25 protein-coding genes and 1 tRNA gene are annotated in these 21,157 nt (G+C 62.1%); 17 read left to right on the top strand and 9 right to left on the bottom strand.

Going from position 1 to position 21,157, the window contains the following annotated elements:
- Positions 1-92: 92 nt before the first annotated feature.
- Entirely contained in the window at positions 93-1,244 is a 1,152-nt protein-coding gene (locus KR52_RS11270) for an HlyD family efflux transporter periplasmic adaptor subunit (RefSeq protein ID WP_051834434.1), read from the top strand.
- Between the two features lie 332 nt (positions 1,245-1,576).
- Here KR52_RS11270 and surE read toward each other — a convergent pair whose 3' ends face one another.
- Entirely contained in the window at positions 1,577-2,386 is an 810-nt protein-coding gene (gene surE / locus KR52_RS11265; RefSeq protein WP_038555947.1) for a 5'/3'-nucleotidase SurE, read from the bottom strand.
- Between the two features lie 71 nt (positions 2,387-2,457).
- On the opposite strand from surE, the gene pheS reads away from it, so the two are divergent.
- The 4 genes from pheS (at position 2,458) to KR52_RS11245 (ending at position 5,578) form a co-directional block, all read left to right on the top strand.
- On the top strand, positions 2,458-3,465 hold the full coding sequence (pheS, locus tag KR52_RS11260) for a phenylalanine--tRNA ligase subunit alpha (protein ID WP_038555944.1): 1,008 nt from the start codon (positions 2,458-2,460) through the stop codon (positions 3,463-3,465).
- An 80-nt stretch (positions 3,466-3,545) separates the two neighbouring features.
- Positions 3,546-4,454 (top strand): NAD(+) kinase, encoded by a 909-nt coding sequence (locus KR52_RS11255; RefSeq protein ID WP_038555942.1) that lies wholly within the window; start codon positions 3,546-3,548, stop codon positions 4,452-4,454.
- On the top strand, positions 4,451-5,128 hold the full coding sequence (locus tag KR52_RS11250) for a winged helix-turn-helix domain-containing protein (protein ID WP_038555940.1): 678 nt from the start codon (positions 4,451-4,453) through the stop codon (positions 5,126-5,128). Before KR52_RS11255 ends, KR52_RS11250 begins: the two co-directional genes overlap by 4 nt.
- Before the next feature lie 6 nt (positions 5,129-5,134).
- Positions 5,135-5,578: a DUF192 domain-containing protein gene (locus tag KR52_RS11245; protein ID WP_038555937.1), complete on the top strand. Its 444-nt coding sequence runs from the start codon at positions 5,135-5,137 to the stop codon at positions 5,576-5,578.
- Positions 5,579-5,585: 7 nt separating this feature from the next.
- Here the strand turns inward: KR52_RS11245 and KR52_RS11240 are convergent, their stop codons facing one another.
- Positions 5,586-6,845 (bottom strand): bifunctional cobalt-precorrin-7 (C(5))-methyltransferase/cobalt-precorrin-6B (C(15))-methyltransferase, encoded by a 1,260-nt coding sequence (locus KR52_RS11240; RefSeq protein WP_038555935.1) that lies wholly within the window; start codon positions 6,843-6,845, stop codon positions 5,586-5,588.
- A gap of 32 nt (positions 6,846-6,877) precedes the next feature.
- Between KR52_RS11240 and KR52_RS11235 the strand changes: the two genes are divergently transcribed.
- From KR52_RS11235 to KR52_RS11225, 3 genes are read left to right on the top strand one after another with little or no spacing between them, the layout of a single operon-like run.
- A complete protein-coding gene (locus KR52_RS11235; protein ID WP_038555932.1) occupies positions 6,878-7,951 on the top strand; it encodes a sulfotransferase in 1,074 nt (357 codons plus the stop codon).
- Positions 7,948-8,190, top strand: a complete 243-nt coding sequence (locus KR52_RS11230) for a hypothetical protein (protein WP_038555929.1) — start codon at positions 7,948-7,950, stop codon at positions 8,188-8,190. Before KR52_RS11235 ends, KR52_RS11230 begins: the two co-directional genes overlap by 4 nt.
- 59 nt (positions 8,191-8,249) lie before the next feature.
- Positions 8,250-10,748, top strand: coding sequence for a GH116 family glycosyl hydrolase (locus tag KR52_RS11225; protein ID WP_038555925.1), 2,499 nt, complete (start codon positions 8,250-8,252; stop codon positions 10,746-10,748).
- Here the strand turns inward: KR52_RS11225 and KR52_RS11220 are convergent.
- Complete coding sequence (locus KR52_RS11220; RefSeq protein WP_156957724.1) at positions 10,667-11,647, bottom strand: helix-turn-helix transcriptional regulator; 981 nt, start codon at positions 11,645-11,647, stop codon at positions 10,667-10,669. The genes KR52_RS11225 and KR52_RS11220 overlap by 82 nt on opposite strands.
- Before the next feature lie 71 nt (positions 11,648-11,718).
- Here KR52_RS11220 and KR52_RS11215 point away from each other — a divergent pair, with 71 nt between their 5' ends.
- Both KR52_RS11215 and ribD read left to right on the top strand, forming a co-directional pair.
- Positions 11,719-12,207 (top strand): DUF3122 domain-containing protein, encoded by a 489-nt coding sequence (locus KR52_RS11215; RefSeq protein ID WP_038557288.1) that lies wholly within the window; start codon positions 11,719-11,721, stop codon positions 12,205-12,207.
- A complete protein-coding gene (ribD, locus tag KR52_RS11210) occupies positions 12,207-13,271 on the top strand; it encodes a bifunctional diaminohydroxyphosphoribosylaminopyrimidine deaminase/5-amino-6-(5-phosphoribosylamino)uracil reductase RibD (protein ID WP_038555922.1) in 1,065 nt (354 codons plus the stop codon). The genes KR52_RS11215 and ribD overlap by 1 nt, the downstream gene beginning before the upstream one ends.
- Before the next feature lie 2 nt (positions 13,272-13,273).
- Here the strand turns inward: ribD and KR52_RS11205 are convergent, their stop codons facing one another.
- Both KR52_RS11205 and KR52_RS11200 read right to left on the bottom strand, forming a co-directional pair.
- Positions 13,274-13,987 (bottom strand): potassium channel family protein, encoded by a 714-nt coding sequence (locus tag KR52_RS11205; protein ID WP_051834433.1) that lies wholly within the window; start codon positions 13,985-13,987, stop codon positions 13,274-13,276.
- Between the two features lie 63 nt (positions 13,988-14,050).
- Complete coding sequence (locus KR52_RS11200; RefSeq protein ID WP_038555919.1) at positions 14,051-14,707, bottom strand: SOS response-associated peptidase; 657 nt, start codon at positions 14,705-14,707, stop codon at positions 14,051-14,053.
- A gap of 84 nt (positions 14,708-14,791) precedes the next feature.
- On the opposite strand from KR52_RS11200, the gene ftsH reads away from it, so the two are divergent.
- The 7 genes from ftsH to KR52_RS14495 all read left to right on the top strand — a co-directional run bounded on the left by ftsH (position 14,792) and on the right by KR52_RS14495 (position 19,394).
- The gene (gene ftsH / locus KR52_RS11195; protein ID WP_038555916.1) at positions 14,792-16,666 is read left to right on the top strand and encodes an ATP-dependent zinc metalloprotease FtsH; all 1,875 of its coding nucleotides are present in this window, start codon (positions 14,792-14,794) and stop codon (positions 16,664-16,666) included.
- Positions 16,667-16,711: 45 nt separating this feature from the next.
- On the top strand, positions 16,712-17,668 hold the full coding sequence (gene argF / locus KR52_RS11190; RefSeq protein ID WP_038555913.1) for an ornithine carbamoyltransferase: 957 nt from the start codon (positions 16,712-16,714) through the stop codon (positions 17,666-17,668).
- Positions 17,665-17,985, top strand: coding sequence for a hypothetical protein (locus tag KR52_RS11185; RefSeq protein ID WP_253912395.1), 321 nt, complete (start codon positions 17,665-17,667; stop codon positions 17,983-17,985). Before argF ends, KR52_RS11185 begins: the two co-directional genes overlap by 4 nt.
- Positions 17,986-17,994: 9 nt before the next feature.
- Positions 17,995-18,219 carry a hypothetical protein gene (locus tag KR52_RS11180; RefSeq protein WP_038555910.1) on the top strand — a complete coding sequence of 75 codons (225 nt, stop codon included), beginning with the start codon at positions 17,995-17,997 and terminating at the stop codon, positions 18,217-18,219.
- 66 nt (positions 18,220-18,285) lie between these two features.
- Positions 18,286-18,909 (top strand): transcriptional repressor LexA, encoded by a 624-nt coding sequence (lexA, locus tag KR52_RS11175; RefSeq protein WP_038555907.1) that lies wholly within the window; start codon positions 18,286-18,288, stop codon positions 18,907-18,909.
- Positions 18,910-18,968: 59 nt separating this feature from the next.
- A tRNA-Ala gene (locus KR52_RS11170) sits at positions 18,969-19,041 on the top strand.
- A gap of 200 nt (positions 19,042-19,241) precedes the next feature.
- Positions 19,242-19,394, top strand: a complete 153-nt coding sequence (locus tag KR52_RS14495) for a hypothetical protein (RefSeq protein ID WP_156957723.1) — start codon at positions 19,242-19,244, stop codon at positions 19,392-19,394.
- 6 nt (positions 19,395-19,400) lie between these two features.
- Here KR52_RS14495 and KR52_RS14490 read toward each other — a convergent pair whose 3' ends face one another.
- The 4 genes from KR52_RS14490 to gloB form a co-directional block, all read right to left on the bottom strand.
- Positions 19,401-19,574 carry a hypothetical protein gene (locus KR52_RS14490; RefSeq protein ID WP_156957722.1) on the bottom strand — a complete coding sequence of 58 codons (174 nt, stop codon included), beginning with the start codon at positions 19,572-19,574 and terminating at the stop codon, positions 19,401-19,403.
- A gap of 99 nt (positions 19,575-19,673) precedes the next feature.
- Positions 19,674-19,901: a DUF3136 domain-containing protein gene (locus tag KR52_RS11160; RefSeq protein WP_038555901.1), complete on the bottom strand. Its 228-nt coding sequence runs from the start codon at positions 19,899-19,901 to the stop codon at positions 19,674-19,676.
- Positions 19,902-19,946: 45 nt separating this feature from the next.
- Entirely contained in the window at positions 19,947-20,366 is a 420-nt protein-coding gene (locus KR52_RS11155) for a RidA family protein (protein WP_371257680.1), read from the bottom strand.
- Between the two features lie 37 nt (positions 20,367-20,403).
- Positions 20,404-21,153: a hydroxyacylglutathione hydrolase gene (gloB, locus tag KR52_RS11150; RefSeq protein WP_038555898.1), complete on the bottom strand. Its 750-nt coding sequence runs from the start codon at positions 21,151-21,153 to the stop codon at positions 20,404-20,406.
- Positions 21,154-21,157 lie beyond the last annotated feature (4 nt).

The following is a 21,157-nucleotide window of genomic DNA, read 5'->3' as shown; positions in this document are numbered from 1 at the left end:
ATCCCCAAAAGTTGGTGGCCCTCGTCAAGCGGAGTTCCAACAATCTGGTCGAGAGCTCACGCGGTTGGTTGCATCGCTTCGACCATGGCGACATGCACAAATCTTCTGATCTCAACAGTTTTGACGACTCGATTCTTCAGCAGGGTCGTTTTTGGATGCGTACCGTCACCTGGACCCTGATCGGTACCAGCATTTTCGGTTTGGCATGGTTGGCCTTGGCGCGTACCGAAGAAATTGTGATGGCCCCAGGGCAGCTTGAGCCAATCGGCTCAGTGCAGGACATTCAAATGCCCGTGGGGGGTGTGGCTGATCAGATTCTTGTTTCAGAAGGTGATCGGGTGAAGGCTGGTCAGGTTTTGATGAAGCTGGACACCGAGGCGAGTGAAGAACAGCGGGTGAGTCTTGAGAAAACCATCAGGCTGAAGAAGGAACAACTGCTGTTGAAAGAGCAGGAAAAGCTCAAAACCATGCAGGTCAATCAGGAAGAGGTTCTGATGCTGCAGAAAAATCTAAAGCTCCAGTCCGAAATTCTGGATCGCTTCGAGCAGTTAGAGGATGCTGGTGCCTTTTCTGAAGTGCAGCTCCTCAATCAGCAAAACATTGTTGCTGAAACCCAAGGCAAACTCATGCAGACCAGGGCCGAAAAGCTCCGCCAGATTGCCCTGCTGGATCAACAGACGGCTCAGTTGGAGTCGGAACTTGCCGATCTCAATGGGCGCTTGGTGCAGAGCAAGGTCACCCTGCGCTACCAGCAACTCAAGTCTCCTGTTGATGGAATAATCTTTGATCTCAAGCCCACGTCCAGGGGATTCACGGCGCAATCCACCCAGACAGTGATGAAGGTGGTGCCTAAGGGTTTACTTGAAGCGAAGGTTGAGGTTCCGTCTAATAAAATTGGTTTCGTCCAAGTGGCACCGGGTTGTCCTGAAAAGCGCGAGGCCTGCATGAATGCTGAGATCAGCATCGACTCGTTTCCCTCCACTGATTTTGGCGTTCTTAAAGGGAAAGTGATTCAAATTGGATCTGATGCCCTGGAGCCTGATCCTCAGCAACAGAGGCAAGAACTCAGCTTTCCTGTAACCATTCAGCTGGATGACCAGGATTTCCGTTTGAAAAGTGGTGCTGTACTGCCGTTGCAGGTGGGTATGAGCCTGACTGCGAATATCAAGTTGCGCAAGGTTTCTTACCTCCAGCTGCTATTGGGTGAATTTCAAGATAAAGCCCAATCGTTGCAACGTCTTTGAAGTGATCGAATGTCTGTATCAGTAATCGAGTCAATCTACTGGCTTGTTTAAGGATATAGATCTTGAGGCGTGGTCAAGTTTATGATTTTGATTGCTTTTATATTGCATGCAAGTCGTTGCTGAATTTTGATTTGGTCTCGGTGAGGAGCATTGCTCATGCCAAAAAACTGATCTAATAGGTTTCCCGTCGCGTTGATTGGGATGAGTGGAGTCTCTGGTCTGACTTCTCCTCGTGCAATGTGTTTTTGTTTTGTCCAGTTCCTCAGCATTGAAAGTGAAAAAGAAGGTTTCAAACCTTTTTAGGGACTCACTATCAGTAGCAATCGCTGGCCTTACCGCACCAGCTGATCCTTGAGCTTGAGTTGCGGCAGTCGGCTGAGGGGGCCCCTCCAGAACAAGTCCGGCTGGATCGGCGTGAGTGAGGGTGCATTGGCATGAATCTGGGCTACATCACTGGGCCAATCCCGGGGGCCTTCTCCGGCTGATTCGAGATCCTGCACCGCTTCTCCGGCCAGCCAGTAGTAGGCGCGGCCACGGGGGTCTTCCCGACGGCTGAATTGCTCGTCGTAGCGCCGGATCGAGAGACGGGTCCAGCGCAGTGGACCCATCTCCTCCCGGGCACAGGGGGGGATGTTGAGGTTGAGCAGCAGGTTGTCGGGCCACTGGTCGGCGATGGCCTGCTCACTCACCTCCAGAGCGAGGTCTGCGGCGGCTTGGAACTGACGCCACTGGAAGCAGGCGCTGCTTACGGCCAGGGAACGAATGCCCTCCAAGGTTCCCTCCATCGCTGCTGCAACGGTGCCGGAACAGAACACGTCTGTTCCCAGGTTGGGACCGTGATTGATGCCGGAGAGCACAAGGTCTGGTTTCTCTTTCACCAGTTCGAACAGAGCCAGCTTCATGCAGTCGGCGGGGGTACCACTGCAGGCCCAGGCGGTGACCCCTGGGGCAAACAGTTCGTCGGCCCGCTCGGCGCGGATGGGGGTCTGCAGGGTCAGGCCATGGCCTGTGGCGGACCGTTCCTGATTCGGGCAGACCACCGTCACCTGATGGCCGCGGGCTGCCGCTGCGGCGGCCAGGGTTCGGATGCCGTCGGCGAAGACCCCGTCGTCATTGCTGATCAGGATCCGCAGCGGGGCCATGGGGTCGTTCGCACTGAGATGAACCTAAGCGGCCTGGCTGATTACAGTCGGCAGCTCTCTGTTTCATCCCTGTGAGCGCACCGGTCACCCTGCAGCAGCTCACCGATCAACTCGATGCTCTTGAGCAGCAGGCCGCGGCGGAGATCGCCGAGGCGGCCGACGCCGCTGCACTGGAGCAACTGCGGGTCGGGCTGCTGGGCAAGAAGGGCCGCATCTCCGGTGTGCTCGGGGCGATGGGCAAGTTGCCTGGTCAGGAGCGCCCCCTGGTGGGTCAGCGCGCCAACGTGTTGAAAACGCAGGTGCAGTCGCTGTTGGGAGAGCGACTGCAGGCCGTGAAGCAGGCGGCCATGGCAGAGCGCATTGCCAGGGAAAGCCTCGATGTCACCGCTCCGGCTTCAGGGGTGCGGATGGGGCATCGCCATCCCCTGATCACCACCACCGAAGAGATCGTCGATCTGTTCCTGGGCCTGGGCTACAGCGTGGCCGAGGGGCCTGAGGTGGAGCGGGATCACTACAACTTCACCGCGCTGAATATTCCCGAGGACCATCCGGCCCGGGACATGCAGGACACCTTTTATCTCGGGGGTGACCTGTTGATGCGGACCCACACCTCGCCGGTTCAGATCCGTCACCTCGAAGAGAACCCACCGCCGGTTCGGATCGTTGCCCCGGGGCGGGTTTATCGCCGTGACGCCGTTGATGCCACCCATTCGCCGGTGTTCCACCAGGTGGAGGTGCTGGCCATTGATGAGGGGCTTGATTTCAGCCATTTGCGTGGCACGGTGATGGCCTTCCTTAAGGCTTTCTTCGGCGACCTGCCGGTGCGCTTTCGGGCCAGCTACTTCCCCTTCACAGAGCCCTCAGCCGAGGTGGATGTGCAGTGGCGCGGCCGTTGGCTGGAGGTGATGGGCTGCGGCATGGTCGATCCTGCTGTGCTGGAGGGTCTGGGGCTTGATCCTGAGCGCTACAGCGGTTTCGCCGCAGGCCTTGGGGTGGAGCGGTTCTGCATGGTGCGCCATGGCATCGATGACATCCGCCGGCTTTACACCAGTGATCTGCGCTTCCTCGAGCAGTTCTGATCGGAAACCTTCGTAACTGAGTTTCGTTCAGTTCTCGCACGTCCCATAGGCTGTGGCTGACCTCTACCCGTCGTGGATCAGTGCCCCGGATCGGACTGATCGTCAATGACGGCAAGCCGCTTGCGGTGCAGACGGCGGACACGATTCAACACCGCCTCGAGGCAGCCGGCCATGCCGTTGAGCGGGCCAGCAGCTCCGGCGGCATGGTGGGTTTCGCCAACCCTGATCAGCACCTGCGGCTGCGGGGCTATAGCGCCTGTGTGCCCAAGGGCTTTGATCCATCAATGGTGCTGGCCATCGTTCTGGGGGGGGACGGCACGGTGCTCTCCGCAGCACGCCAGACCGCCCCTGTGGGGATTCCGATTCTCACTATCAACACCGGTCACCTGGGATTCCTGGCTGAGGCCTATCTCGATGATCTGGATCGGGCCCTTGATGTGGTGCTCACCGATCAGTGGACGATCGAGGAACGCAGCAACCTTGTGGTGAGTGTGATGCGGGGTGATCAGCGTCGGTGGGAGGCGTTGTCCCTCAACGAAATGGCCTTGCACCGGGAGCCGCTCACGAGCATGTGTCACTTCGAAATCGCCATCGGCCGCCACGCCCCGGTGGACATCGCCGCTGATGGTGTGATCCTCTCCACGCCGACGGGGTCCACGGCCTATGCCCTCAGCTCCGGCGGGCCGGTGATCACGCCGGATTGTCCGGTGCTGCAACTCACCCCGATCGCGCCCCATTCCCTGGCCTCCCGCGCCCTGGTGTTCAGCGACCGTGAACCCGTCACGGTGTTCCCGGCCACGCCTGAGCGGCTGATGATGGTGGTGGACGGCAGTGCCGGTTGCTATGTCTGGCCCGAAGATCGGGTGCTAATCCGTCGCAGCGATCACCCGGTGCGCTTTGTGCGCCTCGCCGACCATGAGTTTTTCCAGGTGCTGCGCAACAAACTGGGCTGGGGGTTGCCCCACATCGCCAAGCCCGAACGGGAATGAACGTTGACCCCCTGTTGCTGCTGGCAGGCCCTTCAGCGGTCTCCCTGGCACCCCGCCTGGCCGCATCGGGCTACGCCACCCTCGATTGGCTCAGTGCCGGGCCTTCGGCCCATGCTCCTGAACCCGGTGAATCCCCGGTGGCCGCTGTGTTGGCGGCCGATCAGGCCCCATTGATTCCAGACCTGCGCAGCCGTTTTGCGGCCATGCCGATCCTGTTGGATCTGGAACGCGACAGCGTTGAGGCCCGCGCCGCCTGCCTGGGAACCGGCGCCGACGATTTTTGGCTTTCAGAGATCGGTCCCAGCGATCTGTTGCTGCGTCTGCGCCTGCACCGCACGATTCAACAGCGCTCGAGTCAGCGACCGTTGCTGCTTCAGCTCGATGATCTCAGCCTCGATCCCACCACCCGGACGGTGCGTCGGGGAGAACGCGTGGTGGCCTTGACAGCCCGGGAATTCATGCTGCTGCAGGTGCTGTTGCGGCGGCGGGGCCAGGTGCTGAGTCGCGAGCTGTTGCTTCAGGAGGTGTGGCAGGGGGAGCGTTCCAGCAGCAATGTCGTTGAGGTGTATGTGCGCTACCTGCGTCAGAAGCTGGAGGCCGGCGGTGAGCGCCGTTTGCTGCACACCGTGCGCGGCCGGGGCTACTGCCTCGGCCAGGTGATGCCGGAGGCTTGATCGGCCATGGATGCTCTGCCCCCTGAGCCGCCCCCGCAGTGGCTGCCGATTGGGGCCCGCTGGTGCCTGGATCAGCAGCGTTGCATTGAGCTCGAGGTGGCCCGCAGTTCGGAGCAGCAGCGGCTGGGGTTGATGCAGAGGCCGGCCTTGCCGCCCTTGCGCGGGATGTGGTTTCCCTTCTCTACCCCCCAGCCGCAGCGCTTCTGGATGTTCAACACCCTTGCGCCTCTCGACATGATCTTTGTGCGCGATGGGCGCGTGCTCGATTTGGTGCGTGCCGTTCCAACCTGCGCAGCGTTGCCCTGTCGCTCCTACGCCGCCGATGCGGATGGCAACGGACGGGCTGATTTCATTGAGGCGGTGATCGAGATCGGAGCCGGGGAGGCGGAGCGGCTGGGGATTTCCATTGGCGACCCGGTTCGGATTGACCCGCTCACGTCTTCCAACTGAATCCGCTTTAACCCGGTTTGGTTCCCGTCACGATCAAGGTGGGGTTCATCGGCGCCAGGCGTGTGCCGTCCCCCAGCGGTTGTCCCCGCCAGGCCTGCAGTTGTTGCACGCGCACTGCCAATCCGGCGTTCTCGAGCAGCGGCCGAACGTTGGCCAAGGCCTCGATGCTCGCCAGGGGAATCACTACAACACCATCCGGCCGCAGCCGCGTCAGCACGTCCTGCAGCAAGCGCTCCCGTTGGGCGCCCCCGCCCCCGAGCAGAACCCGGTCGGGCTGGCCGAGGCCATCGGGGAGCCCGCCATTCAGCACCGTGGTGGCATCAGCCTCCAGCACCGCTGCGGGGCTGACCCCAAGCCGTTGCGCATTGCGTTGGATCAGTTGCGCACCACCGGCGCGGCGTTCCACCGCCAGCAGTTGCAGCTCCGGGCGCAGGCGCAGGGCCTCCAGACCGACGCTGCCGGTGCCTGCCCCCAGATCCCAGAGCACCCCCTGCTGCGGCAGGGCGAGTTCGGCCAGCAGTTGGATGCGCACCTCCCGCTTGGTCATCAGCCCGGGGTGATCGCTGTGCTGCAAGTAGAGCCCGTCATCAAGCCCGAACAGGGGCAGTAGATGGGGATCCGGTGCGGCGGGGTCCCGGGCGATCAGCAGAGCAATCAGCAGCGGATGCAGGTCCGCCGGCAAGGCGGTGCCGGGTGCGATCTGCTGCACCCGCTCGTGGGGGTGCCCGAGGTTTTCGCAGAGCCAGAGGTCCGTGCTGGCCTCCAGGCCGCTGCTATGCCATATCTGCTGCACGGTGGCGGCGCCCCCCTGGTTCGGGTCCGTCAGCACTGCCAGGGCCGCCGGTCGCTTCTGCAAGGCGCTGGCCAGGATCTCGGGGTCCCGTCCGTGCAGGCTGACCCAGTCCGCGTCCTGCCAGGGGCGACCGATGCGGGCGAAGGCCAGTTGCAGCGATGTGGGGGCGGGATGAAACCGCAGCCGGTCCGTGCCAATGCGGTCGCAGAGGATCCGCCCCAGGCCGAACCAGAGCGGGTCGCCGCTGGCCAGCACCACCACAGGTTGTTCCGCAGGCCGTGATTGCAGGCTGTCCACCAGAGCCCGCGGGTCATCGCTGCTGATCAGCTCTGGCAGTGCCTCCCCCAGCCAAGCCTGCAAAGCGGATTGCAACCGCTGCGGCACTGCAATCACCGCGGCACCCCGCAACAGCGCCTGCTGTTGAGCGGGCAACGAGGCGGGCGCCCCGGCGTCGGTGCCGATCACGTCGATCATCCCGTCATTCTGGTGTCAGGGTTTGTGGGGCCATGGCACAGGCTGACCTGCTGTCGGATCGCTTGGTGGCTGGCGGCTTTGTGCGCCCTGCGGTGCTGCTTCGAGGCTTGCAGCTGCGTCGCCCGGCGCTCTCCTGCTGGAGGGTGAGCTTGGCGATGAGCCTCAGCGGGCTGGTGGTTGAGCCCCTGGCATGGCTCCAGTCCTGTCTGTTCGCCCGTCGGTTGCACAAGGCTGAACTTCCGGATGATCCGATCGTGGTGATTGGCCACTGGCGCAGTGGCACCACCTATCTGCATCAGTTGCTGGCCTGTGACCCCACGCTGGCGACGGCGCGCAACGCGCTGACCATGGCGCCGCAGGTGGCCTTGCTGCTCAAACCCTCGATTCGCTCCGCACTCAAGGCGTGGATGACGCGGCAACGGCCGATCGATGCGGTGCCCTGGGGGCCGGATGATCCGCAGGAGGATGAGGTCGGTCTGGCCCGGCTCACCATGGACACCAACATGGCCGGGATGGCCTTCCCTCGGGCCTATTCCTGGTTTTATCGCCGCAATGTTCTTGGCTTGTCCCGGGCCTACGAGCGGCAGTGGCTGCATTTCTCCAAGCTCACCTGGCTCCATGACGGCCAGGGGAAGACGGGGCTGCTGATCAAGAACAGTGCCCATTCCGCCCGGGTGGAGATGCTCCTGCGTCACTTCCCCAGGGCACGCTTTGTGCTGCTGCGCCGTGATCCGCAGGCGTCGATCCGCTCGCTGGTTCAGGTGAAGCAACGGTTGGGTGCCTTGGTGGGGCTTCAGCCCGTTCCCGATGTTGTGACCCAGGTGGAGGAAACGGTGGCGGCCCATGGCGAGCTGCTCCAGGCCTTTGAGGTGTCTCGGCATCGGATCCCTCCAGGGCAGTTGGTTGAGCTGCCCTACGAGACGTTGATCAGCCAACCTCTCGCTGCGGTGAAACGGATCTATGACGAACTCGGGCTCAGCAGCTGGCCGGTGGCGCAGGCCCCGCTCCAGGCTCGGATTCACGAGGCCCGCAGCTACATCGCTGATCCGGTGACGCTGCCTTTCGAAGCGCAACAGCGGCTTCACGATCTGATGGAGGAGGCATGACCCCAGCCCACGATCGCCGTCAACGCTTGCATGACCTGGTCATTGCCTTGATTGCGCAGCAGGACGATCTGCCCCTGCTGGACCCCGATCAGCCCGACCTTGAGGGGGCGGCCCCCGGCCGCTGGTTGGATCAGAACCGGCGCAGTCTTCAGCATTACCAAGCCCTTGTTCGCACGGCGGTCACGCTGGATGCATTGCTCGACGCCGAGGACAATCCATCTCCCTTGTCCGCGGGCTGATTCCAACGGCTGGCTGATCGCGGTAAACCTGGCAATCTGGGGCGACTCTCGGCCCCTGCATGGTTTCGTTCGGTTGGTCCGCTCTGAACTCCCTGCTGGGCCGCCGCAACAAAGGCTCCCGATGGCAGCCACCGCAGGCCTCCTGGAGCCGCCCTTTCGGTCTGGGCTGGGACAAGCCCTATACGGTTCGCTACGCCAGCAACCTCGATGATGGCCCCAACCACGGCATGCCACTGGGGGGCTTCGGCGCCGGCTGCTTCGGGCGGGCGCCCGACGGCAACATCAATCTGTGGCACCTCGATGGCGGGGAGCACTGGTTTGGGGTGCTTCCCGACTGCCAGTTCGCTCTGTTTGAGGGCAGCCAACGCGGCAAGCGTGCCCATGCCCTGGCGGTTCAACCGGATCAGGATGCATCACGCCCGGAGGCGGGCCCGCCGCTGAAGGCCTGGGAGTGGTACCCGGCCAGCACGCCGGATCGCAGCACCGGCACCTATGCCGCCCGTTATCCCTTGAGCTGGACCAGCTACAAAGGGGTTTATGACGCCGAGGTGCGCTGTGAGGCCTTCAGCCCGATCCTGCCGGGTGATTACCAGCGCACCAGCTACCCGGTGGCAGTGTTCGTCTGGACGCTGCGCAATCCCACCGACCAGCCACTGGATTTGTCGTTGCTTCTGAGTTGGCGCAACACCACCGGCTGGTTCACCAACACCGATGCCTCGGCGGAGGTTCACTTCCGCGATGACGGCAGTCCGGAGCACAACTACGCCCCAGCCATCGGTACCACCACCGGCCAGCGCAACCGTTGCATTGACGATGGCTCCCTCAAGGGAGTGGTGCTGGAGGGCAATGTCTCCCAACCCGTCGCCGAAGGCGAGGGCCAGTGGTGCATTGCCACGGCCGAGCAGCCCGGTGTAACCATCCAGCGCTGCAGCCGCTGGAATCCCAGCGGTGATGGTCGTGAGCTGTGGGACAGCTTCAGTGTTGATGGGTCCATCCCCGAAAGCAACAACGACCGACGCAGTGGATCGGACGATCCCCTCAGCGCGGCGCTGGCGGTGCAGTGTCAGCTGGCCTCCGGGCAAAGCATTGAGATACCGGTGGTGATCAGCTGGGACCTGCCTGTGACGGCCTTTGCCACCGGCAGCCAGGCGCTGCGCCGCTACACCGACTTCTTTGGTGCAGATGCCAACCAGGCGGTTGCCATTGCCACTGAAGCCCTGCGCGATTGGCGCAGCTGGCGGCAGCAGATCGAGGCCTGGCAGCAGCCGGTGCTGCAACGCCAGGACCTGCCGGAACCGTTGCGAATGGCACTGTTCAATGAGCTCTACGACCTCTGCAGTGGCGGCAGCCTCTGGAGTGCAGCGTCACCCGAAGACCCCCACGGCCGTTTCGGTGTTCTCGAGTGCCTCGACTACGCCTGGTACGAGAGCCTCGACGTTCGTCTTTACGGGTCCTTTGCGCTGCTGCAGCTCTGGCCTGAACTCGACAAGGCAGTGCTGCGCAGTTTTGCCCGGGCGATTCCGGCGGCGGATGCCACCCAGCGCCCGATTGGCTGGTATTTCACCCAGGGCAAGGGACGGGTGGAGGCTGACCGCAAGGTGAAAGGAGCAACGCCCCATGACCTGGGGGCTCCGAATGAGATTCCCTGGGATGCGACCAACTACACCGCCTATCAGGACTGCAACCTCTGGAAGGACCTTGGCAGTGACTTTGTGCTGCAGGTGTGGCGCACGTTCAAGCTGGCTCCAAGCGGTGAAGACATCCGCTTCCTGGCCGACTGCTGGCCGGCGGCCGTGGACGCCCTCCGCTACCTGAAGACGTTTGATGTGAACAACGATGGCCTGCCCGACAACGGCGGCGCTCCGGATCAGACCTTCGACGACTGGCCCCTCAAAGGCGTCAGTGCATACTGCGGCGCCCTTTGGATTGCGGCTCTCGAGGCAGCCCTCGCCATTGCGCAGACCCTTCAGCTCAGCACCGGGCTGGACACCTCAGCGGAGCAGAGGGAGTTCAGCGGTTGGCTGGAGCAATCCCGAGGCAACTTCGACAAGCTGCTCTGGAACGGCGAGTACTACGACATCGACGCCGAGAGCGGCACACCGGTGGTGATGGCCGATCAGCTCTGCGGAGACTTCTACGCACGGCTCTTAGGCCTGCCATCGGTGGTGAGTGATGCCAACAGCCGCAGCACCTTGAAGGCGGTAAAGCAGGCCTGCTTCGAGGCTTTTGATGGCGGTTCTCTTGGCGTCGCCAACGGCTTGCGCCGCGACGGCACGCCCTTGGATCCCAATGGCACCCACCCCCTTGAGGTGTGGACGGGGATCAACTTCGGGATCGCCAGCTACTACCGCTTGATGGGAGACAAGCAGACGGCGGAGGCCATCTGCTCAGCCGTTGTCGAGCAGGTGTACTCCGGTGGTCTGCAGTTCCGCACCCCCGAGGCGATCACCGCGGCGAACACCTACCGGGCTTGCCACTACCTCAGGGCCATGGCCATTTGGGGGCTCTGGGCCACGGAGACCGATTGGATGCTCATCCCCGGAGCGGATGCCCGTTGAAGCGTTGCGCTGGGGGATTCTCCGAATTGGTTGCGGAAATCGCGAGCGAAGTGATTGCGGCTTCTGAAGCCGTAATGGGAGGCAATTTCTTGCACGGTGTTGCCGCCGATGGCGTGTTGCATCTCTGGGGAGCTCAGGGCGTGATGCACCTGGCTGAGTCGGATCTGTTTCAGCAACGCCATGGGACCGGTGCCGAAGCTCTTGCGGCAGTGGTGAACGATCGAGGAACGTGAGGCGAAGATCGTTCCGCTCAGGTCTTTTAGCGTTATGGCTCGGCCGGTGTTGTTGAACCCCCAAGCGACCAGGTCCTTCATCAGTCCAGCTCCCACACCGAGTTCACCACTCGCAGTGCCTCTGAGCTCCTGCGGAGACAACGCTTCCAGTGTCGCCAGCTCCACCAGCTCGTCCTGGGCAGCTCCCATCAGCTGGGCCTGGATCAAAGCGCTGAACTCCTGAAACCGCCTGGGATTGAGGTTGGCGGAATTGGATCCATGGATGACCCCGAGCGTCTGGTGATCACCGGTGGCGGTGGCGACCTGTTCCAACCGCGTCTGGGAAACGAGCGCCACCTGGATGTGAGCCCCTGCTGGAAGCTGGAAAAAAGAATCCCTCAGCCCAGCATGAAAACCGTGCAGAGAGCAGGGCTGCGTTGCCTCGCCACGCACCACAGGATGTTGATCGGTGGTGTTCAGGCAGATGGCCAGCACTCCCGAGCGCCGGTTGCCGTGAATCAACAGATCCTGATTGGTCTGGATCGTGAACACCGGCAGTTGCCGTGAACCTCCCAGTCGAAAGAAGCCATGGAGAGCACCCTGACTCAATTGGGCAACGTCCATCTCGAAGCCCAACGATCTCAAGACGCTGCTGAGATCAGGAGCGGACTGAAAGGCAACCTGCATCAAGTGATTGTTGGTGGGAATCACCTGAAAATCAGGTTTGTTGTGAGAATTCTCCGACTGACATGTTCTCCATGCCTCGATTGCTGTGTTCTCTGTTGGTCGCCATTGGTTTGTGTCTTCTCAGTCCTGGTGTGGCCTGGGCCCAGGTGCACCAGCACGAGAGCGAATCCGGCGTCGCCATGGTCCGCTCGCTGGAAAGCCTGAGGGATCTCGATTACGACAGCTGGCAGGCGGTGGCCTATCGCGAGGGCCCTCCGGGTCAGCCGGTGGTACTGCGTGTTGTGGGCTACCCGGGAAAACTGCGGCTCGATCATCCGGTGAGCCTCCAGGTGTTGGCGGGTCGGCGCGAATGGCAGCTGGACGACATCACCCTGACCAATCCGGTGCTGGCCAACGATGGCCGTGAAGCGGCGGCTGAATTCGCTCTCGATCCCTTGCTGGACGATCTCAGCAACAACCGACCGCTCCGCATGGCCCTGCCGGGCGTGTTCACTGAGTTGCCAGTACCTCCCTACGTCGTCGGTGAATGGCGCTCGCTGCAGGAGCTTCCCCTCAGCTGATGTGGGAGCTCTGGATGCGGAGGGCCCTGGCCCTGGCCGCCTTGGCCCAAGGTCACACCAGCCCTAACCCCTTGGTGGGGGCCGTGGTTCTTGATCCTCGAGGGCGACTTGTGGGCGAAGGCTTTCATGCGCGGGCCGGTGACGCCCATGCCGAGGTGGGGGCGTTGCGGCAGGCCGGGGATTCGGCCCGGGGCGGAACTCTTGTGGTCACCCTGGAACCCTGTTGCCACCACGGCCGCACGCCCCCCTGCACTGAGGCGGTGCTGCGCGCGGGCATTCGCCGCGTTGTGATCGCTCTGGAGGATCCCGACCCCCGGGTGGATGGGGGCGGCATTCGACAGCTGAAGGAGGCGGGGCTGGAGGTGATCAGTGGTGTGCTGCGCGAGGAGGCCCGCCAGCAGAACCAGGCCTTTCTGCACCGCCTCCGCACCGGCCGCCCGTTCGGGGTTCTGAAGTGGGCCATGAGCCTGGATGGCCGCACCGCTTTGCCAAATGGCGCCAGCCAATGGATCAGCGGTCCACCCGCCCGCGATTGGGTGCATCGGCTGCGCAGCGGCATGGATGCTGTGGTGGTTGGGGGCGGAACGGTTCGCGGCGATGATCCTCTGCTCACCAGCAGGGGCCGGCGTTCACCGGAGCCGCTGCGGGTGGTGTTGAGCCGCAGTTTGGACCTGCCTGAGCAGGCCCAGCTCTGGGATATCGGGGTGGCGCCGACCTTGGTGGCCCACGGCCCCGATGCTGATTCCCAGCGTCTGCCTGCGGGCCCCATGGGGCTGGCGCTCTCGGCATGTGAACCGATTCAGCTGATGGAGGCTCTGGCGGAGCGTGGTTGCAATCAGGTGTTGTGGGAGTGCGGGCCTGAATTGGCGTCGGCCGCGATCCAGCAGGGCTGTGTGCAGGAGATCGCGGCGGTGGTAGCCCCGAAGCTGATGGGTGGCACGGCCGCCCGCACCCCCCTGGGAGATCTTGGTTTCAGCGCCATGGATCAGGTGTTGCAGGGGGGGTGGCAGTCCTGTGAGCCGCTGGGGCCAGACTGGTTGCTGCACTGGCGGAGCGGCACTTGACGTCAGCGCCTCTGGCTTTGGCGATCAAGGCTGCTCGCATAGCGGCCGATCAGCACACCCATCACAGCAGCGAGGTAGAGCGGCCCGGCCACGCTGGTGGCCACACTCACCATTCGAGCCAGAGGAAGCATCGGGCTGATGTCTCCGAACCCGACGGTGGTGAGACAGACGAAGGCGTAGTAGTTGAGTGCTGAAAAGATCCGGGCGGTGGCCAGAACACTGACGTCGCCGACTTTGGCCAGGTCCAGGGGCGCGAAGCTGCCCGGTTGGATGGTTTCCAGAGCACTCATCACCAAGCCGGCGGCGAGTCCGATGTGCAGGTAACCGGCTGTGGCACCCATCAGCAGCGCCTCGGTGACGCGCTTGGTGCTGGCGAAGCGCGTCACCAGGCGGATCACGCTCCAGCCCACCAGCACACTCCAGCTCAGGGCCAGCGGCATGCCGCTGTAGATCAGTTCCAGGGGCGTGAGCAGCCAGAGCCACATGGTCGCCACGGCGACCAGTCCCAGGCCGCGGTACAGCGCATCACTCCAGTTCGGAGCGTTGCTGCTCCCGACCATCACCTGCGTGAGCAGCAGGGCAATCAGGGTGTAGCCGATGTAGGTCGCCCAGACCAAGCGAGGAAAGGCAAAGCCAACGGTGGCGATCAGGGTGCAGAGCAGCAACAGCTTCAGCTGGGTGTCATCCCGCTGCAGGAGTCGCTGAACCAGTCCCACCAACACTTTGGCCCCTGCGGTTGCCCATAGGGTCGGCAGCAAGCGCCCGCTGTCAAGCGTTGTTCAGTCCAGCAGGGAGAGCTGCTGGTGGCTTTTGTTCTGGGCGGTTGGCTCAACTGCTTTGCAGTCCCAGCGATCCGCTGGCGATGGCGTGAGCATCGGTTCGAGGGCACGTCGATGGGCTCCATCACCCGGTTCCAGCCAGATGCTCTCCAACCCCTCGGGAATGATCACCGGCATTCGATCGTGCAATGGGGCCACCAGGCTGTTGGGCTGCGTCGTGATCACGCAGCAGCTCTCCACTTCACTGCCATCGGGGCCGATCCAGCGGTCCCACACACCGGCCAGCCAGAACAGCTGCCGGTCCTTGCGATGGATCAGATGCCCCTTTTCATAAAAGGCCGTGCTTGGCAGAAGGCAGCGGTGATGACGCCATGGACCACGGAAGGACGCTTTCTCGGCAATGGTTTCGGCGCGGGCATTGATCGGTCGCGGCGCTTGCAACGGGTCCTTGACCCAGCCCGGCAGGAGGCCCCAGAGCATGTGGGAGAAACGATCTTCACCATGCTCTCGCCGCAACGCCAGTACAGGTTCGTGGGGGCGGATCAGGTCGCGGGGGGCGTAATGGTTGAGCCATGTGCTGTCGTCCGGCCGAAGCCAGCTCTTGAGCACCCGCTGCAGTTCAGCGCGAGGCGTGTCGAGGCAATAGCGTCCACACATGGCCAGAACTTAGGTGCCGTTCGGTTCTCACACCCGTTGATTAACTGAGATCCCTCGTAGCGTGATCAGAGTCACAGGCTATTCATGCCGATCCGCCAGGACGACAACCAGCCGAACCGTCGCTTCGGGATCATCAACCTGGTGCTGATTGGCTTCGGGGTGCTGCTGCTGTTCAGCAGCTTCATCCCCAGCAACGGCATGCAGCAGGTGCCCCGGGTTCCCTACTCACTGTTCATCGATCAGGTCAATGACGGTGCGGTGAAGCGAGCGTTCATCACTCAGGATCAGATCCGTTACGAGCTGAGCGACCCCGAGGAGGGCACGCCTCCGGTGCTGGCCACCACACCGATCTTCGACATGGATCTGCCCCAGCGCTTGGAGACCAAGGGGGTTGAATTCGCAGCAGCTCCTCCGAAGAAACCCAACATCTTCACCACCATCCTCAGCTGGGTGGTGCCGCCGCTGATTTTCATTCTGGTGCTTCAGTTCTTCGCCCGCCGCTCGATGGGCGGTGGCGCGCAGGGGGCTTTGAGCTTCACCAAGAGCAAGGCCAAGGTCTACGTGCCCGATGAGGAGTCGCGAATCACCTTCGCCGATGTGGCGGGCGTGGATGAGGCCAAGCAGGAACTGACTGAGATCGTCGACTTCCTCAAGCGGCCTGAGCGTTACGCCGAGATCGGTGCTCGCATCCCCAAGGGCGTGCTGTTGGTCGGACCTCCTGGCACCGGCAAGACCCTCCTCTCGAAAGCCGTCGCTGGCGAAGCCGAGGTGCCGTTTTTCATCATTTCCGGCTCCGAGTTCGTGGAACTCTTCGTTGGTGCCGGTGCCGCCCGCGTCCGGGATCTGTTTGAAGAGGCCAAGAAAAAAGCCCCCTGCATCATCTTTATTGACGAACTCGATGCCATTGGCAAGAGCCGTTCAGGGTCCATGGGGGTTGTCGGCGGCAACGACGAACGGGAGCAGACCCTCAACCAGCTGCTCACTGAGATGGATGGCTTCACCGCCCAGGACAAGCCGGTGATCGTTCTAGCAGCCACGAACCAGCCCGAGGTGCTGGATGCGGCACTGCTGCGTCCGGGTCGTTTCGACAGGCAGGTTCTGGTCGACCGTCCGGACCTCTCAGGCCGCAAGACCATCCTCGAGATCTACGCCAAAAAGGTGAAGCTCGCTGAGGGCGTTGATCTCGACAGCGTGGCCCAGGCCACCAGTGGTTTTGCCGGCGCTGATCTCGCCAATCTGGTCAATGAAGCCGCTCTGTTGGCGGCACGTGCCCAGCGCACCAGGGTCGAGCAGCAAGACCTCGGTGAAGCGATCGAGCGTGTTGTGGCCGGTTTGGAGAAGAAGAGCCGCGTCCTGCAGGACGACGAAAAGAAAGTGGTGGCTTATCACGAGGTGGGCCACGCGATCGTGGGCCATCTCATGCCCGGCGGCAGCAAGGTGGCCAAGATCTCGATCGTGCCCCGTGGCATGAGCGCCCTGGGCTACACCCTGCAGCTGCCCACCGAAGAGCGTTTCCTCAATTCCAAGGAGGAACTCCAGGGTCAGATCGCCACCCTTCTGGGGGGTCGCTCAGCTGAGGAGATCGTGTTCGGCAAAATCACCACGGGTGCGGCCAACGACCTGCAGCGCGCCACGGATCTGGCGGAGCAGATGGTGGGCACTTACGGCATGAGCGACACCCTGGGGCCTCTGGCCTACGACAAGCAGGGCGGCGGCCGTTTCCTCGGGGGTGGCAACAACCCACGCCGTTCCGTGAGTGACGCCACGGCCCAGGCCATTGACAAGGAGGTTCGCGGGCTGGTGGACCAGGCCCACGACGACGCCCTCGCGATCCTGCGGGAGAACATGGCGCTGCTCGAGACGATCTCCCAGAAGATCCTTGAAAAAGAAGTGATCGAGGGAGATGACCTCAAGCAGATGCTTGAGGCGAGTGTGCTGCCGTCGGGTGTGACCGCTTGACGGCAGCAGGCCTCATCCCCGATAACAGTCCTTTGAACCGTCGCGATGGCTACCGCTTCTGCGGGCGTTGCTGCTGTCCTGTCTCCGCTGTGCGGACGTGATTTTCTGTCCTCAGCGGATTGCTCCGCTGAGCAGACAGCAGCGTTGCTGGATCTGGCTGCACAACTGAAAAGCGGTGATCGTCGGATCGATCTCGGCAACCGTGTGCTGGGTCTGATCTTCAGTAAGGCCTCCACACGCACCCGTGTCAGTTTTCAGGTGGCCATGGCCCGTCTTGGCGGCCAGACGGTGGATCTCAATCCTTCCGTCACCCAGCTCGGCCGCGGCGAGCCCCTGGAAGACACGTCCCGGGTGCTCAGCCGTTACTGCGATGTGCTGGCGATCAGAACCTTCGCCCAGCAGGAACTGGTGGACTATGCCCACTGGGCATCGGTGCCGGTGATCAATGCCCTCACCGATCTGGAGCATCCCTGTCAGGCCCTGGCGGACTTCCTCACCATGCAGGAAGCCCATGGCGCTCTTCCCGGGCAGACCCTGGCCTATGTGGGCGATGGCAATAACGTCGCCCACTCCCTGATGCTCTGCGGTGCCTTGCTGGGGGTGAATGTACGGATTGGCTGCCCTGAAGGTTTCGAGCCGTTGCCGGGCGTGCTTGAACAGGCCCAATCCCTGGCACAGCACGGTGCCTCGATAGAGCTGGTGGCCGATCCCGGTGAGGCGGTGGCGGGTGCCCAGGCCGTGTACACCGATGTCTGGGCCTCCATGGGTCAGGAGGCCGAGCAGGCCCAGCGGGAGCAGGCCTTCGCCGGTTTCTGTGTGGATCAAGCTCTGATGGATCAGGCAGCTGCCGATGCCATCGTTCTGCACTGTCTGCCGGCCCACCGCGGTGAGGAGATCAGCGCTGAGGTGATGGAGGGAACGGCGAGCCGCATTTTTGATCAGGCCGAAAATCGTCTGCATGCGCAGCAGGCTCTGTTGGCGGTTTTGATGGGTGGTCTGTGACGATTTGCCGTTGGTTGCTTCTGTTGATCGTCATCGTCCAGGCAGGGGCAGCTTCAGCTGTGCAGGCCAGCAAGGCCAATGAGCAGAGCACCATTGCCCGATGGACTGGAGAGAAGATCTGCGAGATGGGTGTGGATGCCTTTTACGCCCTCTCGGATCCTGAGCTCAAAACCATGTTTGAGCGCGACACCTCAATGCGTTACGAGGACATCCCCGCCACACCGAACGATCAGGAGAGGGCTCGCATCACCGGACAGTTGATGGGGTATCTGATGGCGGCTTGCCCGGAGCAGCTTGAGAACTACAAAAACCGCTGAAGGGATTCGATGCGAAAGGAACGCTGCTGGGTTTGGTTCAAAGGTGGTTTGTCTGAGGAGGGGCAGTGGATGTCGGGCTGGGTGGCGACGCAGACCGATGAACCTGGCCTGCTGATTGAACATCCTGGTTACGTCTCCTGCCGGGTTCCGGAATGGCGGGTGGTGTTCAAGGAGCCCGACGATCTGAACCTCGCGCCGAACATCCCCGACGCTGCGGTGTGGAAGTTGGTTTGATCTGCTGCTGCGCTTGCGGATCCAGACGGCGAACGGTACAAATGTATTGCCCGCGCCTTTTCTTCGGTGAACCGAGCCCCTCAGGAGCCTCTCACCGCTGCCCAGCAAGAGCTTTATGACTGGCTGGCGGACTACATCACGAGCCATCGCCACAGCCCATCGATTCGCCAGATGATGCAGGCGATGGGGCTGCGGTCACCCGCGCCGATCCAGAGCCGGTTGCGTCATCTTCAGCAGAAAGGGTGGATCACCTGGCAGGAGGGCCAGGCACGCACGTTGCAGCTCTTGGGCGACATGGTCGGTGCGGCGGGGATCCCTGTGCTCGGGGCGGTTGCTGCGGGTGGTCTGGTGACAGCTTTTGACGATGTTCAGGAGCATCTGGACCTGGCGCCGGTGCTCGAGACCCGTGGCCTGTTTGCCCTGACGGTGAATGGAGATTCGATGGTCGATGCCCATATCGCCGACGGCGATGTGGTGTTGATGGAACCGGTTCAGGATCCCCAGCGGCTGCGCAACGGCACCGTGGTGAGCGCTCTGGTGGCCGGCAGCGGCACCACGCTCAAGCACTTTCACCGCCAGGGAGCGACAGTGGTTCTCGAGGCAGCCAATCCTGCCTATCAGCCGATCGAGCTCCCCGCTGAGCAGGTGGAGGTGCAGGGTCGCCTTGTTGCTGTCTGGCGTCAGGTTTAAGACCCTCGCGGTGTAAGCTTTGACTCGACGAAGGCGGCTCGAAGCTTCCACGTCGACATGGGGCCATAGCTCAGCTGGTAGAGCACCTGCATGGCATGCAGGGGGTCAGGAGTTCGAGTCTCCTTGGCTCCATTAACGCAAACCTATCTCACATGGGTTTGAGCTATTCAATAGATTTTCATGCCGCACTTTCAGCTCTAGGCTTGCTGATTGTGCTTAAAAGCTTGGTGGCGTTAATTGAAACGCTGGGAAATGTCTGCTCTTGGCAGAACCAGCTTTGAGTCCTGCTCAGCTTGATGAATTGATCCGTTTTGAAGGATGGAACGTTCAGGATGTTGCCGTCTCGGATCGTCCCCGTTGCGCCAGGGGGTGAACAGCAGGAAGTTCCCGGCCACCAGGCCTGCTGTTACCACCACGGCAGCAATCTGCTCCAACTGCTCAACATCCATTCCTGCATTGTCACGCTGCCCAGGGCTGAGATCTGATCTTCATCAAGGTTGGTGAAGCAGTTCGAGCACGGGCGAAGCCTCACCCCTTTCCTTGCTGGGGTTGATCCCTGCTTGCAGCTCCAGGCACAGGGCTGCAACCATCATCACCACAACGATGGTGAGGCCGTGGCCAAGATTCAGGTGTCGCTTTGGCTTGCGGAAAATACAGCGCGTCATCCCCGATCCTTGAGGTTCACTCCCTGTTTAAAGGTTTTTTTCAGTGCAAAATGAAGCGCTAGGGAATAGAAGGATTTGAAATACCTGAGTCGGGTGATTTCAGCTCTCCTGAGGATTTTCCAGGTCGCGGCGGATTAGAGCCAGCAGGTACGAGGGGGATTTGTAGCGGGTTGGAAGGCAGCGATTCAGTGTTTCCAGATGTCCCCAACAGACTGTGCGTTCAATGTCCTGCGTCGTTTTCCCCTGCTGGAGCAGCCGCCTCAGCGCCTTGCAATACATCGGGTATCCCGCCTCTAGTTCACCGATGGTGAGTTTTGCCTGAGGCATAGGACCATTGAAGCCAGCTCCAACCTATGCCCTCGTGGGGCAGGCTCAGCTGCCGAGCCAAGCGACGCAGTCGATTTCCACCCGGGATCCTTTCGGGAGTGCCGCAACTTGAACACAGGCGCGTGCTGGGCTGACCCCCTCCCCAAAGATCTCGGCATAGATGCCATTCACGGTCTGAAAGTCGCCGAGGTCTGCCAGGAACACCGTGGTGCGCACCACCTGCGTAGGGGTGGCGCCGGCCTCTTTCAACACAGCAATCAGGTTCTTCAGCACCTGATGTGTTTCCGCAGCCACATCTCCGTTTCCCACCATCTCGCCTGTGGCTGGATCGAGGGGAATCTGCCCAGAGCAGTAGAGCCACTCACCGGCAAGAACCGCCTGGTTGTATGGCCCTACGGGTGAAGGAGCGTCTTGCGTGGTGATGGCCTTGGCGCTCATGGAATGGTTGTCAACGGCGATGCCCATGATCATCGCCGTTGATGCTCCCGGCCTGAGGGCTTTGTCAGGCCGGCCGCCACTGGTCCTTGAGGGAGCGCAATGTCGCTAACTCCGTGGCCGTCTTCGCGCGCATGAACAGATTGGTCCGGCGTTCCACGCCGATGGTGCTGGGAAGGCTGAGGGCGCCATTGGAGCGAAGGATCCGCACCTCTCGATAGCGCTCAGCCAGAACCGTGTCGTTGGGCCGTTGCTCAACGGCCCATTGCAGGTTGGCTTCGGTGTATTCGTGGGCGCAACAAACCTTCGTGGCCTCGGGAAGCTCGGCCAGCTTCTGCAGGGCTTGATGCATCTGTTCAGCGCTGCCTTCGAACAGTCGGCCGCAGCCTCCGCTGAACAGGGTGTCACCGCAGAACAACACAGGGCCCAGGGCCGCGTCCTGGGGATCTGGAATGAAAAAGGCGATGTGGGCCCTCGTATGAGCTGCCACGTCCAGTACCTCAACCCGGGTCCCCAGAACAGTGATCCGTTCTCCATCCCTCACCGGCATGGTCTGGAATGGAATCCGTTTCCGGTCGTCAGCGGAGGCAATCACCTCGGCTTGAGGCCAACGTTGCAGCAAATCCGTTGTGCCGCCGATGTGGTCCGCATGGTGATGGGTCTGCAGGATGGCAGTCAGCGTCAAATGGCGTTCTTCCAGCCACTCGCGCACCGGCGGCGCAACGGCAGGGTCAATGACCACGGCCTCAGTTCCCCTGACCCAGATCCAGATCACGTTGTCTTGCAGCACCGGCAGGGCATGAAGTGAGGAATGCATCGTT

The sequence above is a fragment of the Synechococcus sp. KORDI-52 genome, from assembly GCF_000737595.1.
In the GTDB taxonomy this organism is placed as follows: domain Bacteria; phylum Cyanobacteriota; class Cyanobacteriia; order PCC-6307; family Cyanobiaceae; genus Parasynechococcus.
Note: the sequence above shows the minus strand (reverse complement) of the source record. Positions and strands in the feature narration are given on the sequence as shown.

What these genes read in the sequence shown, in the direction of transcription:
- KR52_RS11270 (WP_051834434.1), top strand. Translation starts at nt 93, where the DNA reads ATGCACAAATCTTCTGATCTCAACAGTTTTGACGACTCGATTCTTCAG.
- surE (WP_038555947.1), bottom strand. Translation starts at nt 2,386, where the DNA reads ATGGCCCCGCTGCGGATCCTGATCAGCAATGACGACGGGGTCTTCGCC.
- KR52_RS11250 (WP_038555940.1), top strand. Translation starts at nt 4,451, where the DNA reads ATGAACGTTGACCCCCTGTTGCTGCTGGCAGGCCCTTCAGCGGTCTCC.
- KR52_RS11245 (WP_038555937.1), top strand. Translation starts at nt 5,135, where the DNA reads ATGGATGCTCTGCCCCCTGAGCCGCCCCCGCAGTGGCTGCCGATTGGG.
- KR52_RS11240 (WP_038555935.1), bottom strand. Translation starts at nt 6,845, where the DNA reads ATGATCGACGTGATCGGCACCGACGCCGGGGCGCCCGCCTCGTTGCCC.
- KR52_RS11235 (WP_038555932.1), top strand. Translation starts at nt 6,878, where the DNA reads ATGGCACAGGCTGACCTGCTGTCGGATCGCTTGGTGGCTGGCGGCTTT.
- KR52_RS11230 (WP_038555929.1), top strand. Translation starts at nt 7,948, where the DNA reads ATGACCCCAGCCCACGATCGCCGTCAACGCTTGCATGACCTGGTCATT.
- KR52_RS11225 (WP_038555925.1), top strand. Translation starts at nt 8,250, where the DNA reads ATGGTTTCGTTCGGTTGGTCCGCTCTGAACTCCCTGCTGGGCCGCCGC.
- KR52_RS11220 (WP_156957724.1), bottom strand. Translation starts at nt 11,647, where the DNA reads ATGCAGGTTGCCTTTCAGTCCGCTCCTGATCTCAGCAGCGTCTTGAGA.
- KR52_RS11215 (WP_038557288.1), top strand. Translation starts at nt 11,719, where the DNA reads ATGCCTCGATTGCTGTGTTCTCTGTTGGTCGCCATTGGTTTGTGTCTT.
- ribD (WP_038555922.1), top strand. Translation starts at nt 12,207, where the DNA reads ATGTGGGAGCTCTGGATGCGGAGGGCCCTGGCCCTGGCCGCCTTGGCC.
- KR52_RS11200 (WP_038555919.1), bottom strand. Translation starts at nt 14,707, where the DNA reads ATGTGTGGACGCTATTGCCTCGACACGCCTCGCGCTGAACTGCAGCGG.
- ftsH (WP_038555916.1), top strand. Translation starts at nt 14,792, where the DNA reads ATGCCGATCCGCCAGGACGACAACCAGCCGAACCGTCGCTTCGGGATC.
- argF (WP_038555913.1), top strand. Translation starts at nt 16,712, where the DNA reads ATGGCTACCGCTTCTGCGGGCGTTGCTGCTGTCCTGTCTCCGCTGTGC.
- KR52_RS11180 (WP_038555910.1), top strand. Translation starts at nt 17,995, where the DNA reads ATGCGAAAGGAACGCTGCTGGGTTTGGTTCAAAGGTGGTTTGTCTGAG.
- KR52_RS14495 (WP_156957723.1), top strand. Translation starts at nt 19,242, where the DNA reads ATGTTGCCGTCTCGGATCGTCCCCGTTGCGCCAGGGGGTGAACAGCAG.
- KR52_RS14490 (WP_156957722.1), bottom strand. Translation starts at nt 19,574, where the DNA reads ATGACGCGCTGTATTTTCCGCAAGCCAAAGCGACACCTGAATCTTGGC.
- KR52_RS11160 (WP_038555901.1), bottom strand. Translation starts at nt 19,901, where the DNA reads ATGCCTCAGGCAAAACTCACCATCGGTGAACTAGAGGCGGGATACCCG.
- KR52_RS11155 (WP_371257680.1), bottom strand. Translation starts at nt 20,366, where the DNA reads ATGGGCATCGCCGTTGACAACCATTCCATGAGCGCCAAGGCCATCACC.
- gloB (WP_038555898.1), bottom strand. Translation starts at nt 21,153, where the DNA reads ATGCATTCCTCACTTCATGCCCTGCCGGTGCTGCAAGACAACGTGATC.